Source organism: Flavobacterium sp. (genome assembly GCF_036405015.1).
In the GTDB taxonomy this organism is placed as follows: domain Bacteria; phylum Bacteroidota; class Bacteroidia; order Flavobacteriales; family Flavobacteriaceae; genus Flavobacterium.
This window is the reverse complement of the sequence record NZ_DASWYK010000084.1, coordinates 1-12,284: the sequence shown is the minus strand read 5'-3', so window position 1 is coordinate 12,284 and position 12,284 is coordinate 1. Positions and strand designations below refer to the sequence as shown.

Below are 12,284 nucleotides of genomic sequence, written 5' to 3'. Positions count from 1 at the left end.
AGTAAAAGTATTATCTGGAGGAGAGAAAACACGTTTGGCAATGATTAAATTATTGTTGGAGCCAGTAAACTTGTTGATTCTGGATGAGCCTTCGAATCACTTGGATATGAAAACTAAGGATATTATTAAAGATGCACTTCGTGATTTTGATGGAACTTTAATCTTGGTTTCTCACGATCGTGATTTCCTTGATGGATTGGCAACAAAAGTTTTCGAATTCGGAAACAAAAGAGTAAAAGAGCATTTTGAAGATGTTGCAGGTTTCCTTGCGCACAAGAAAATGGACTCGATGAGAGAAATAGAAAAGTAATTTTTAATAAAATACTTAAAAAGGGGCAAGTTGATACTTGTCCCTTTTTTTTGTTTTAGATATGATTGATAACACTATTTTAATGCAATTTTTTTTACAATAAATATATTTTTTTGCTATTTTAGTGCTCCCATTTCGTGTTAACTAGAAGTTCGGTTATAGAAAAATTAATAATTTATTTATTTAAAGTCTATGAGTAAAATTCTACTAGTTCCAATTGCTTTTTTCTTTTTTATAATGCCATTTTGCTTGAATGCTCAGGGTGATGTGAACGAAGGTGGCAAAACGGAGAAAACAGAAAACGAAGTAAAATATCCGCAATATCAGCTTAAAGGTCTTTTGCAGGCAAGATATCTCGAAAGTTTTGGAGATAATGTTGATGTTTTAGGAATGCATCATTCTACAGGAGATGTAACGCAGCAATCTTTTGATATTAAAAGAATGCGTGTGGGGTTGAATACCAAATTAAGTGAAGCCACAGAAGTTGTAATCTTAGTCAACTTAGCCGATTTTAAATCGGATACCAAAGGTAAAGTTCTCGAAAATGCCTATGGAAAATATACTTTTAATAAATACATTGCTTTAACAGGAGGTCAATTTCGTCCCGCATTTGGTATTGAAGAACTTGTTCCGGTTGATATCATTAAATCTTTTGATTTCTCGAATCAGTATTATGAATTTGGGAAAAATGGATGGACCAGTTTCCAAATCGGAGCTTCGGCAACTGGAGCTTTTGATATTGGTAAAATTCCGGTCAATTATGCAGTTTCTGTTTTAAATGGAAATGGGAAAAATGTGGAAATGGATAAAGACAACGGAAAACAGTATTCGACACGATGGGTTTTTGAATTGTCCAAAGAACACAAAATAAATCTAGGTTTAAATGGAGGTTTCGGAAAAGTATTTAAAGAAGATGTTTTTGCAATTGGAGCAGATATTACCAGTGATTTTAAACTTACTGAGCGAATGAGTTTTGATCTCCAAATTGAATACAAACAAGGAACAAATCACAATTTGTATTTTTCTCTTCCAGCCGAAAGCAGGGTGGGAGATGTTTCCAATTATCAAATGCGAGGCGTTTATTTTCTACCTAATTTAAGATATGTAGTGAATTATAAAAAATTAACTGCTTTAGAATTGTCTTGCCGTTATGAAACTTTCGATCCAAGTTATAAAGTAAATTCAAATGTAAGGCAGACTTATACGCCAATGATAAGTTTAGAATTTGGAAAAGCCTATTTGGGCCGAATCGAAATGGGATTTGAAATCGATCGATTTGACAGAAATGTTCCAGATTCATCAGCCTATAATGATGAATTGTTTTTAATTCAATTACAGCTCCGATTATAAAATTCACTTAAATTTTATTTTTATGAAAGAAGTAAAAATCCCTCAGACTATAATAACATTAGTGATTGGAATCGCAATTTGGTTAGTTCCTGCGCCAAATGGCGTTGTAATAGAAGCTTGGCATTTATTTGCCATTTTTGTGGCAACTATTTTAGGAATTATCCTGAAAGCAGCTCCAATGGGAACGATGTGTATGATCGCAATTGCTTTAACTGCTTTTACACAGGTTTTGGCACCGGGAGATCCAGGTAAGTCAATTACATTGGCGCTAAAAGGCTTTGGAGATAAAGTAATCTGGCTGATTGGAATTTCGTTTTTTATAGCGAGAGGTTTTATAAAAACAGGTTTAGGAAATAGAATCGCATTTTTATTCATTAGAATATTTGGGAAAAGTTCATTAGGATTGGCTTATGGATTAGGATTAGCAGATTTGGTTCTGGCGCCAGCAGTTCCAAGTAATACGGCAAGAGGAGGAGGAATTATTTATCCGATTATGAAATCAATGTCGATGAGTTTTGGTTCAATGCCAGATCAGCCAGAAACACATAGAAAATTGGGGTCATATCTGACTTTAAATAGTTATAATATGAATTTGATTGCGTCTTCTATGTTTTTAACAGGAACTGCAAGTAATCCGATGTGTCAAAAATTTGCTTTAAACTTAGGAATTAAAATTACTTGGATGTCTTGGGCTGTAGCGGCAATTGTTCCGGGATTATGCGCTTTTTTTGTGATTCCGTTTGTTTTATATAAAATTTATCCGCCCGAATTAAAGAAAACAGGCGATGCTCCGCAAATTGCGGCTCAAAAATTAAAAGAGATGGGAGCGATAACCCGAAACGAATGGATGATGCTTTTAACATTTTTCATTCTGTTGTTTCTTTGGATGACAGGTGATTTGTTTTCAATCGATGCAACAACAACAGCTTTCATCGGATTGGTGATTTTGCTTCTAACTTCAGTTTTAACTTGGGATGATGTGAAAGCCGAAAAAGGAGCCTGGGATACTATTGTTTGGTTTTCTGTTTTAGTAATGATGGCAAGTTCGTTAAACGAATTAGGGTTTATTTCTTGGTTTAGTGATTTGGTAAAAATACAAATAGGAGGTTTAAGCTGGCAAATGGCTTTTCCTATAATTATTTTAGTTTATTTCTTTAGTCATTATCTTTTTGCGAGCGCAACGGCACATGTGGCGGCTATGTACGCGGCATTATTGGGAGTAGGAATTTCACTTGGAATTCCGGGATTGTTGTTGGCTTTTATGCTCGGATTTATAGGTTCGCTTTACGGAACTTTAACGCATTATGGTCACGGTCCGGCACCCGTATTCTTTGGGAGCGGATATGTCGATTTAAAGAGCTGGTGGGTCAAAGGACTGATAACAGGTTTGGTTATGCTCTTTATCTATATGGTAATTGGAGGATTGTGGCTCCGAATTATTGGTGATTTTTAGATTCTAATTCCTGGAGGAAGTAATTCTTTGTATCTAGGATTTTTTTTGAAGAAAGAAACAATCTTGGGATGAATTGGAACAACTCTATAATTTTTCTCAGAACTTAAATCCAATACATTCTTAAGTAAAGCATTAATTGCTTCTTCGTTATCGTAAGCGTCTGGTGTGTTGATTTTGGTTAAGAAGATTTTTTTCTCTTGAAATGAATACTCAACTGCCAGCATTCCTTCAGGTACGACAGTTTCAAATTGGCGCGCAAAAGTGTTGTCTTTGATTTCCATAGTTACAAAAGTTTCCATAGTAATTTCTTGTTAGGTTACGGTAAATAGTGAATTTGGGATCCAGAATATTTATGAAAGAAAATTCTTTATAAGGTTTTAATTCCAAAAAATATTTCGAATGCAAAGGTAATCATTTGATTTTCAATATTAAATTATTTTTTAAAGAAGCAGATTTTAAGATGTCGTTTCTAATTTGATTTTTTTTGACTTGTTGCAATAATTAGGTCTGAAATTTGATTATCATGATGTTAAAAAAAGTAACTTTATTTTTTTAAATAAATATCGCAATGGTAATTTCATTTAAATGTTATGAGTAAAATTCCAGTTTATTTTATGCCGGGTCTGGCAGCAAGTTCGTCTATTTTTGAAAGAATAAAATTGGATGAAACTATTTTTGAAACACACCTTTTAGAATGGGAGATTCCAAATCCAAAAGAATCTCTATCGGATTATGCACTTCGAATCAGTAAAAATATCCAACATGAAAACCCTGTTTTGATTGGGGTTTCTTTTGGAGGAATTCTAGTGCAGGAAATTTCTAAACATATCAAAGCTCGAAAAGTTGTTATTATATCGAGTGTTAGAAGTAATCTTGAATTTCCTAGAAGAATGAAAATAGGAAAGAAGACAAAAGCTTACAAGTTAATTCCGATGCAGTTGATTTTGAATATTGAGAAACTAGCTAAGTTTTCTTTTGGAGAAAAAGTGAATAAAAGAATTAAGTTATATGAGAAATTCCTAGCTGTTCGTGATTTAGGTTACCTGCAATGGGCAGTCGAAACTGTGATTTTATGGGATCGAGATAAAATTGACGAAAATGTAATTCATATTCATGGAGATCAAGATGAGGTTTTTCCAATTAAATATATTGATAAATGTATTTTGGTAAAAGGCGGAACTCATATCATGATTTTGAATAAATATAAATGGTTGAATGAGAACTTGCCTTCTATTATATTAGAAGATTGAAATTCTAATTTTTTGAAATACCAAATTCCAAAAGAAAACAAATTCCAAATTCCAAACTTCAAGTCGATATTTTAAGTTTCAAACTTTGACAAAGATTTGTGTGATATAATCACAAATAAAAATCCCAAACTCTTTTGGAATTTGGGATTTTTAAAATTGAAAATTAAAATCGTTTAGATTTTCTTCATCTGTTCTTTCATCATAGAGATTTGCTCTTTCAGCATTCCTTGTTTGTCTAATTTCTTAGCTTCGTTCAATAAATTAGTCGCTTCAAGTTTTCTTCTGCGTGACATGGCAACTCCTGCAAGGTTTAATTTAGCTACAGCTAAATCCATATCCATTGATAATCCAAGTTCGATTGCTTTTTTGAAATGTTTCTCTGCTTGGTTGATGTTTGTTTGAGATAACATGATACCTTGTAAATAATTTAAGTATCCTTGTTGTTTTCTTACTAATGCACCTTCAGGATTTTTGATATATGATAGCCATTTATTAGCGCCTTCAAAGTCTTGTTTTCTTAATTTAAGGAAGGCTAAAAGGATAAATTCGTTTTTAAAATAAAGAAAAATTGGAATCGCAGACAATAAAATCAAGAATATACCATTTCCGATATTACTTTCTGTAAATTGCCAAATGCCCGCCACTACTAGAAGTCCGGCCAAAATAAGTTTAATATTTTTGTGAAACATAATAAATGTAAATTTGTGATTGCAAAGATAGTAAAAGGAATTAAAAATATTTTTATAAAAGTGCTTGCCAGTGAAAAAAGTCTTTGTATATTTGCACTCGGTTTTTGAACAACGATATCCAAAACCAAAATAAAGAGTTAATAGATACCATTTTTAAAGATACAAAGCAATGAGCAAAAGAACATTTCAACCATCGAAAAGAAAAAGAAGAAATAAGCACGGATTTATGGACAGAATGGCTTCTGCGAATGGAAGAAAAGTTCTAGCGCGTAGAAGAGCAAAAGGAAGACATAAATTAACTGTTTCTAGCGAGCCTAGACACAAAAAATAATGTTTGTATAAACATACATAAGGCGATTACTTTTTTAGTATCGCCTTTTTTTATACCTTGTCGGTAAAAAAAATCTCAACTTTCTAGTTTATAGCACACTAGAAAAGTTTTTTTAAGTACTTTATATAACTACAATACATAAAAAATGCCTAAAGACACATCAATTAAATCCGTTTTAATAATAGGTTCAGGACCTATTGTTATTGGTCAAGCTTGCGAATTCGATTATGCAGGATCTCAATCTGCACGTTCTATTCGTGAAGAAGGAATTGAAGTTATCTTGATTAACTCAAATCCAGCGACGATTATGACCGACCCATCTATGGCCGATCATATTTATTTGAAACCATTAACTACAAAATCGATTATTGAAATTCTTAAGGAACATCCACAAATTGATGCTGTTTTACCTACAATGGGAGGACAAACAGCTTTAAACTTGTGTTTGGAAGCTGAGGAAAAAGGAATCTGGCAGGATTTCGGAGTAAGATTAATCGGTGTTGATGTAAACGCAATTAATATTACTGAAGACAGAGAGCAATTTAAACAGCTTTTAGAAAAAATTAATGTACCAACTGCACCAGCAAAAACGGCTACTTCTTACTTAGAAGGAAAAGAAATTGCTCAGGAGTTTGGTTTCCCGCTTGTAATTCGTCCTTCGTTTACACTTGGAGGAACTGGAGCAGCTGTGGTTTACAAAAAAGAAGATTTTGACGAGCTTTTAACAAGAGGTCTTGAAGCTTCTCCAATTCACGAAGTTTTAATTGACAAAGCTTTAATGGGATGGAAAGAGTACGAGTTAGAGCTTTTAAGAGATAAAAATGATAACGTTGTAATTATCTGTTCTATCGAAAACATGGACCCAATGGGAATCCACACTGGAGATTCGATTACAGTAGCGCCAGCGATGACATTATCTGATACGACTTTCCAGAAATTACGTGACTACGCAATTTTGATGATGAGAAGTATCGGAAATTTTGCGGGAGGATGTAACGTACAATTCGCAGTTTCGCCAGACGAAAAAGAAGATATCGTAGCTATCGAAATCAACCCTCGTGTATCTCGTTCTTCTGCTTTAGCATCAAAAGCGACTGGATATCCAATTGCAAAAATTGCTTCTAAACTAGCTTTAGGATACAACTTAGATGAATTACAAAACCAAATTACTAAATCTACTTCGGCTCTTTTCGAACCAACTTTAGATTACGTAATCGTAAAAATACCACGTTGGAACTTCGATAAATTTGAAGGTTCGGACAGAACTTTAGGTCTTCAGATGAAATCTGTAGGTGAGGTTATGGGAATCGGACGTTCTTTTCAAGAGGCTCTTCACAAAGCAACTCAATCTTTAGAGATTAAGAGAAATGGTTTAGGTGCTGACGGAAAAGGATATAAAGATTACGAATTAATCATTGACAAACTGACTCACGCAAGCTGGGATCGTGTTTTCGTAATTTACGATGCAATTGCAATGGGAATTCCGTTGAGCACAATTCACGAAATTACAAGAATCGACATGTGGTTCTTAAAACAATACGAAGAGCTTTATACTTTAGAGAAAGAAATTTCAAACTACAAAGTTTCTGATCTTCCTAAAGAATTATTGTTGGAAGCGAAACAAAAAGGTTTTGCTGACAGACAATTAGCGCACATGATGAATTGTTTAGAAAGTGAAGTTCACACTTTACGTATGGAGCAAAAAATCAACCGTGTGTTTAAATTAGTAGATACTTGTGCGGCTGAATTTAAAGCGTTGACTCCATATTATTACTCAACTTTTGAGGCTGAAATCGAAAAAGCAAACGGTGAACGTTTTGTAGATAACGAAAGTATCGTAACAGATAAAAAGAAAGTAATTGTTTTAGGTTCTGGACCAAACAGAATCGGGCAAGGAATCGAGTTTGATTACTCTTGTGTACACGGAGTTTTAGCGGCTAAAGAATGCGGTTACGAAACGATCATGATTAACTGTAATCCTGAAACGGTTTCTACGGATTTCGATACTGCTGATAAATTATATTTCGAACCAGTTTTCTGGGAGCATATTTATGATATCATCCAACATGAAAAACCGGAAGGTGTTATCGTTCAGTTAGGAGGACAAACAGCACTTAAATTAGCTGATAAACTTTCTAAATACGGAGTGAAAATCATCGGAACTAGTTTTGATGCACTTGACTTAGCAGAAGACAGAGGACGTTTCTCTGACTTGTTGACGGAGTTGCATATTCCTTTCCCAAGATTCGGAATCGCTGAAACAGCTGATGAAGCTTCAAAATTAGCTGATACTTTAGATTTCCCACTTTTGATTCGTCCTTCTTATGTATTAGGAGGTCAGGGAATGAAAATTGTAATCAACAAAAAAGAGCTTGAAGAGCACGTTATCGATTTGTTGAAAGCAATTCCAGGAAACAAATTATTACTAGATCACTACTTAGCTGGAGCAATTGAAGCAGAAGCTGATGCAATCTGTGATGCTGATGGAAATGTTTACATCATCGGAATTATGGAGCACATTGAGCCTTGTGGAGTTCACTCTGGAGATAGTAACGCAACATTGCCTCCTTTCAACTTAGGAGAATTTGTAATGCAGCAAATTAAAGATCACACGCATAAAATTGCTAGAGCTTTAAAAACAGTTGGATTAATCAATATCCAGTTTGCGATTAAAGACGATACAGTTTACATTATCGAGGCAAACCCTAGAGCTTCAAGAACAGTTCCGTTCATTGCAAAAGCTTATGGAGAACCTTATGTAAACTACGCTACAAAAGTAATGTTAGGTCATAACAAAGTAACTGACTTTGATTTCAACCCGAAATTGAACGGTTATGCGATCAAACAACCGGTTTTCTCTTTCAGTAAATTCCCGAACGTAAACAAAGCGTTAGGACCAGAAATGAAATCAACAGGAGAAAGTATCTTGTTTATTGATGACTTAAAAGACGATCAATTCTATGAATTGTACTCTAGAAGAAAAATGTATTTGAGTAAATAATCTCAGATTCTATTATAAAAGAAAAGCTCCAATTTATATTGGAGCTTTTTTATTAAGGTTTTACTCTGACTATTTTATTGTCTTTGAGAATTACTAATTCACTATTTGATTTCTTTTTGAACTCAATCAGTTTTTCGTAAACTTTACTCATTCCATCAACTATTTTTTGTTGATTTACGGATCTTTTATATTCTTTCATTCCAATATTTTTTTAAATTATTGAATTTGATTTCGTTCAAAATTTTCATCTCAGTTTCAAAAGATTTTTCGGCTATTAATTCTGGAATTCCAAATGAATTATCAAAAATAAGTATTTCATCTACAATTTCAAGATAAATCTCAAATAGGTTTCTAATTCCGTTTAAGTATCTACGTTTTATAACTTCTGTTTCAATATTATGTCCTCCTTCTATTACTCTTGTTTTTACTCTTTCAATTGCCAATTCGACAGTTTCAAGCCAGAAAAATAAAAGAGTAACATGATACTTTTCTTTTTGGGCCTGAATAATTTTTGATTTGTAACTTTTAGTTGCTAACGTAGTTTCAAAAGCAAAAGTTTGTTTTGCCTCTAAAAGATCATTAATTCGACTGAGCATTATTCTTCCAGCTTCAAAAGATACTTTTTCAGGTTGAAATGGCGATAAGCCTTTTGCAATTTCATCAGCATTTACAAATTCTTTACAATTTAAAATTTCAGGTAAAATAGTAAAAGAAGCAGTTGTTTTTCCTGCTCCATTGCAACCTGAAATAATATAAAGATTTTTGCTCATTCTTACAAAGGTAAAAAAAACCAATTACAAACTTCAATCTTTTATTACGTTTAATGACGACTTAAAAGACGATCAATTCTACGAATTGTACTCTAGAAGAAAAATGTATTTGAGTAAATAATCTCAGATTCTATTATAAAAGAAAAGCTCCAATGCAAATTGGAGCTTTTTTATTTTTTAATGAATTTTAAATCTATTCCTTTTGACCAAAATTCATATTATCTCTAGTATTTTTTTGCACTGAAATGGCGCCAAATAAAGCTAATAAAAAAGCAAATGCGTAGAAACCTTTTTCGCTTGGCAGAATAGTCGCATTCCATAATCCAACAACTAAAAGAACAATTGATAACAATGTCCCGAACCAACAGATTCCGTAGTACATATCGGTTACTGGAAGATTTTCAAGTCGGTCTCTTACACTTTTTTGCAATGAAACTACAGCGAAAAGTCCGAACATTAAAACGGTAAAATAATAGCCTTTTTCATTTAATAACATTTCAGCTCTTGCAAGTCCAACAATAAATCCGATTGTTCCTGCTCCAAGAGCTACCCAAGATGCCGCTACAAAGGCATTTGAAGTTTTTTGTATCATATTAATTCTGGTTTAATTAGGTTTTGAGATTTGAATCGTAAATGTAACTAATTTTAGTTAACAAGGAAATAAATCAGATTTAAATTAGTACGTATTATCTTTCTGTTGTTAAAAAGAAAAGCTCCATAAGATGGAGCTTTTCTTGATTGTAAAAAGTAAGATGTTTTATTTTTTAAGCATTTGTTCCAGAGGTTTCAACTGCTCCATGTCTATTTTAGATTTTTGTAAAACAGACATTAAAGTCATAATGTTGTTCGGGTTCATATTTTCACCTAAAACACGAACTACGGCAAATCCGTTTTCTTTTCTATTGGCAAAAATGACAAACTCTTTAATGTTGTCATCACTACCAACGTAACTTACAGAAGCGCCGTCTTTGCCAGAACCAAATTTCATTAATTCCTGATATTTTGGATCTTTTAATATCGCTTTTACCTTTGTTCTTTCTGTTTCAAACTGCGCCTGATTATTTTGGTCTGCTTTGAAAGCCAGAATGTTCATTTTGTCAAACGAATTTAAAGCTTCACTTTGTTCTGCTGATAATTTTGTTTTATCGACATTTAGAATCGTTGGAGAAACATCTAAAGCAATGAAATCTTTTTTCTCCGAATTCTCAACAAAATATTTCTGCAGTGAAGGTTCAGAATTACAACTTCCTAAAGTAAGTAAAGCTGCAAGTGCTAAGGTGAAAATAGTTGCTTTCATTTTATTTTTTGCCTTTAGAAGCTTTCTTTAGGTCGGTACCACCAGGAAGATTCATTTTGTCTGTTAAAACTGAAATTTCGTTCAGGTCAAAATTACCTGTTAAAGATAATAAAACCGTTTCGTCGTTTTTAGCACCATCTACAAACATCAATAATTCTTTGATTTGTGTGTCGCTTGCTCCAGATTTTACCATTATTTTGACGTTTTTACCGCTGTCGTTTACACGCATTAATTCTTCAAGACCTGCCGTTTTAATGTATTTATCCGCAGAAGCTTTCATATCGGCCTCAATTTTAGGATTTTTGGTTGTAAACACTTTTAGGTAATCTAATTTTTTGATCAGATTGATGTATTGTTGTGTTTCTTTATCAGAAGCATCTACTTTTACTTTGCTCATTAAATCGAACATTTTTTTGTTTACAATTACAGAAGTTACATCATCTTGACCATCAAATTTGTCAAAAGCGCCTTGTGCGTAAAAAGTTGTGGTAACAAAGGCGAATACTAAAGTTATAATGAAATTTTTCATGATTATTTTTTTTAATTTTAATTTAATTACTGTTTAAAAATTTTGTTTTTTGATTGTTCGTATTCTTTAATGTAATGTACACTTTCAATTCCTACATTAACATTGTTTGATAATAATGCCAAAGCCTTTTGAGTTGCTTTTAGCGCTTCTTCGGGATCATCGTAAGTTCCTAATTCGGTTTGCGAAGCTACTGCAGTAGTATCATTTTTTTCGCTCACAAAAAAGTAAGTTCCAATTCCCAGCAAGACAACAGCCGAAGCCGCAATCGATAACCACGCTACGTTACGTTTTTTAGATTGTAGTGGAATTTCATACGCCGATTTCTGTTCTTTTGCCTGAGAGAAATATCCAAACATCGGTTTGTATTGCTCCAAATGCTGCGCAACATTTGGTGAAGAAAAGTATTCTTTTAATTGATTTTCTTCAGCAATAGAAGTTTCTCCCTGAAAGTATTTTTCTAATATATCTTCTATTTTATTTAGTTCCATAAAGGTGTGTATTGGTCATTGATTCTCTAATTTTTTTTCTTGCTCTCGAAAGTGCAACTCGTATTGCTGTTTCATTCATGTTGACGATTTTTGCTATTTCGTCAAATTCATATTGTTCAATATCCCGAAGCTGTATTAACAACTGCATTTGTTCGGGTAATTCGTTTATAATTTTTTCAACCCATTCCAGACTATTTTCATCTTCTAGTTTTTTGTCCAGTTGTGGTTGTCGATCTGTAAAATTATTATGAACAATCTGGAGATTACTGGCTCTTTTAGATTTTAGCTGATCCAGACAATAATTCTTAGTCATTGTCATGGCTAGGGCTTCCACGCTATTGTAACTTTCCAAGCTTTCTTTTTTGTTCCATAATTTTACCATTACCTCCTGAGTCGCATCTTCTGCTTCTTCAGTGCTTGTAAGCAATCTTTTTGCCAGACGAAAAACTTTGTCTTTAAAAGGATTTATTAATTCTATAAATACAATTTGGTTCATTAATCTGATGGTTAGTCGTTAGCTTATATATTCAAGACGAGGCACAATTCTGTTTGTTACAACAAAAACTAAAATATTTTTTTGTACGTAAAAAAATACTGCTTTTTGACGAAGCTAAAACTAAAGATACTACTTTTACGTTTATTCTATTATAGAAACCCAAATGATATGAAAACACCTTTAAAAAGTATTCTTTTTCTTTTTTTACTAGCTTTCTCTTTGCAGTCTTGCGAAGATAATGATGATGTTGCTGCTCCTGCAGATGTACAAATTAATAGCTTTATCTGGAGAGGTTTAAATGAAGTTTATTTATGGCAGGC

General features: G+C 33.1%; 15 protein-coding genes. 6 read left to right on the top strand and 9 right to left on the bottom strand.

The window, feature by feature from the left end; genetic code table 11:
* From VGE71_RS06925 to VGE71_RS06915, 3 genes are all read left to right on the top strand, one after another.
* Positions 1 to 310: ATP-binding cassette domain-containing protein (locus VGE71_RS06925; protein WP_414656166.1), on the top strand; the 310-nt coding region annotated here is incomplete at its 5' end.
* Positions 311 to 502: 192 nt separating this feature from the next.
* Entirely contained in the window at positions 503 to 1,660 is a 1,158-nt protein-coding gene (locus tag VGE71_RS06920; protein ID WP_331137666.1) for a porin, read from the top strand.
* A gap of 22 nt (positions 1,661 to 1,682) precedes the next feature.
* Complete coding sequence (locus VGE71_RS06915) at positions 1,683 to 3,113, top strand: anion permease (protein ID WP_331137665.1); 1,431 nt, start codon at positions 1,683 to 1,685, stop codon at positions 3,111 to 3,113.
* Here VGE71_RS06915 and VGE71_RS06910 read toward each other — a convergent pair.
* Entirely contained in the window at positions 3,110 to 3,394 is a 285-nt protein-coding gene (locus tag VGE71_RS06910; protein ID WP_414656167.1) for a GNAT family N-acetyltransferase, read from the bottom strand. The two genes, VGE71_RS06915 and VGE71_RS06910, sit on opposite strands and share 4 nt — an antisense overlap.
* Before the next feature lie 309 nt (positions 3,395 to 3,703).
* Here VGE71_RS06910 and VGE71_RS06905 point away from each other — a divergent pair, with 309 nt between their 5' ends.
* Positions 3,704 to 4,363 carry an alpha/beta hydrolase gene (locus VGE71_RS06905; RefSeq protein ID WP_331137663.1) on the top strand — a complete coding sequence of 220 codons (660 nt, stop codon included), beginning with the start codon at positions 3,704 to 3,706 and terminating at the stop codon, positions 4,361 to 4,363.
* A gap of 173 nt (positions 4,364 to 4,536) precedes the next feature.
* Here the strand turns inward: VGE71_RS06905 and VGE71_RS06900 are convergent, their stop codons facing one another.
* Entirely contained in the window at positions 4,537 to 5,052 is a 516-nt protein-coding gene (locus VGE71_RS06900; protein ID WP_331137662.1) for a DUF2892 domain-containing protein, read from the bottom strand.
* Between the two features lie 169 nt (positions 5,053 to 5,221).
* Here VGE71_RS06900 and rpmH point away from each other — a divergent pair, with 169 nt between their 5' ends.
* Both rpmH and carB read left to right on the top strand, forming a co-directional pair.
* Positions 5,222 to 5,383 (top strand): 50S ribosomal protein L34, encoded by a 162-nt coding sequence (rpmH, locus tag VGE71_RS06895; protein WP_008464848.1) that lies wholly within the window; start codon positions 5,222 to 5,224, stop codon positions 5,381 to 5,383.
* Positions 5,384 to 5,528: 145 nt separating this feature from the next.
* On the top strand, positions 5,529 to 8,384 hold the full coding sequence (carB, locus tag VGE71_RS06890; protein ID WP_331137661.1) for a carbamoyl-phosphate synthase large subunit: 2,856 nt from the start codon (positions 5,529 to 5,531) through the stop codon (positions 8,382 to 8,384).
* A gap of 52 nt (positions 8,385 to 8,436) precedes the next feature.
* Here the strand turns inward: carB and VGE71_RS06885 are convergent, their stop codons facing one another.
* The 7 genes from VGE71_RS06885 to VGE71_RS06855 form a co-directional block, all read right to left on the bottom strand.
* The gene (locus VGE71_RS06885) at positions 8,437 to 8,583 is read right to left on the bottom strand and encodes a hypothetical protein (protein ID WP_331137660.1); all 147 of its coding nucleotides are present in this window, start codon (positions 8,581 to 8,583) and stop codon (positions 8,437 to 8,439) included.
* The gene (locus tag VGE71_RS06880) at positions 8,570 to 9,154 is read right to left on the bottom strand and encodes a zeta toxin family protein (RefSeq protein ID WP_331137659.1); all 585 of its coding nucleotides are present in this window, start codon (positions 9,152 to 9,154) and stop codon (positions 8,570 to 8,572) included. Before VGE71_RS06880 ends, VGE71_RS06885 begins: the two co-directional genes overlap by 14 nt.
* A gap of 193 nt (positions 9,155 to 9,347) precedes the next feature.
* Positions 9,348 to 9,746: an inner membrane protein YiaA gene (gene yiaA / locus VGE71_RS06875; protein WP_331137658.1), complete on the bottom strand. Its 399-nt coding sequence runs from the start codon at positions 9,744 to 9,746 to the stop codon at positions 9,348 to 9,350.
* Between the two features lie 165 nt (positions 9,747 to 9,911).
* Positions 9,912 to 10,451, bottom strand: a complete 540-nt coding sequence (locus tag VGE71_RS06870; RefSeq protein ID WP_331137657.1) for a DUF4252 domain-containing protein — start codon at positions 10,449 to 10,451, stop codon at positions 9,912 to 9,914.
* A gap of 1 nt (position 10,452) precedes the next feature.
* Complete coding sequence (locus VGE71_RS06865; protein WP_144218087.1) at positions 10,453 to 10,980, bottom strand: DUF4252 domain-containing protein; 528 nt, start codon at positions 10,978 to 10,980, stop codon at positions 10,453 to 10,455.
* A 26-nt stretch (positions 10,981 to 11,006) separates the two neighbouring features.
* Positions 11,007 to 11,468 carry a hypothetical protein gene (locus VGE71_RS06860; RefSeq protein WP_331137656.1) on the bottom strand — a complete coding sequence of 154 codons (462 nt, stop codon included), beginning with the start codon at positions 11,466 to 11,468 and terminating at the stop codon, positions 11,007 to 11,009.
* Positions 11,455 to 11,964 (bottom strand): RNA polymerase sigma factor, encoded by a 510-nt coding sequence (locus VGE71_RS06855; RefSeq protein WP_144218091.1) that lies wholly within the window; start codon positions 11,962 to 11,964, stop codon positions 11,455 to 11,457. The genes VGE71_RS06860 and VGE71_RS06855 overlap by 14 nt, the downstream gene beginning before the upstream one ends.
* Positions 11,965 to 12,284: the final 320 nt, after the last annotated feature.

Bases quoted from the DNA above. Each gene is read 5' to 3' on its own strand.
- VGE71_RS06920 (WP_331137666.1), top strand. From the start codon at position 503: ATGAGTAAAATTCTACTAGTTCCAATTGCTTTTTTCTTTTTTATAATG.
- VGE71_RS06915 (WP_331137665.1), top strand. From the start codon at position 1,683: ATGAAAGAAGTAAAAATCCCTCAGACTATAATAACATTAGTGATTGGA.
- VGE71_RS06910 (WP_414656167.1), bottom strand. From the start codon at position 3,394: ATGGAAATCAAAGACAACACTTTTGCGCGCCAATTTGAAACTGTCGTA.
- VGE71_RS06905 (WP_331137663.1), top strand. From the start codon at position 3,704: ATGAGTAAAATTCCAGTTTATTTTATGCCGGGTCTGGCAGCAAGTTCG.
- VGE71_RS06900 (WP_331137662.1), bottom strand. From the start codon at position 5,052: ATGTTTCACAAAAATATTAAACTTATTTTGGCCGGACTTCTAGTAGTG.
- rpmH (WP_008464848.1), top strand. From the start codon at position 5,222: ATGAGCAAAAGAACATTTCAACCATCGAAAAGAAAAAGAAGAAATAAG.
- carB (WP_331137661.1), top strand. From the start codon at position 5,529: ATGCCTAAAGACACATCAATTAAATCCGTTTTAATAATAGGTTCAGGA.
- VGE71_RS06885 (WP_331137660.1), bottom strand. From the start codon at position 8,583: ATGAAAGAATATAAAAGATCCGTAAATCAACAAAAAATAGTTGATGGA.
- VGE71_RS06880 (WP_331137659.1), bottom strand. From the start codon at position 9,154: ATGAGCAAAAATCTTTATATTATTTCAGGTTGCAATGGAGCAGGAAAA.
- yiaA (WP_331137658.1), bottom strand. From the start codon at position 9,746: ATGATACAAAAAACTTCAAATGCCTTTGTAGCGGCATCTTGGGTAGCT.
- VGE71_RS06870 (WP_331137657.1), bottom strand. From the start codon at position 10,451: ATGAAAGCAACTATTTTCACCTTAGCACTTGCAGCTTTACTTACTTTA.
- VGE71_RS06865 (WP_144218087.1), bottom strand. From the start codon at position 10,980: ATGAAAAATTTCATTATAACTTTAGTATTCGCCTTTGTTACCACAACT.
- VGE71_RS06860 (WP_331137656.1), bottom strand. From the start codon at position 11,468: ATGGAACTAAATAAAATAGAAGATATATTAGAAAAATACTTTCAGGGA.
- VGE71_RS06855 (WP_144218091.1), bottom strand. From the start codon at position 11,964: ATGAACCAAATTGTATTTATAGAATTAATAAATCCTTTTAAAGACAAA.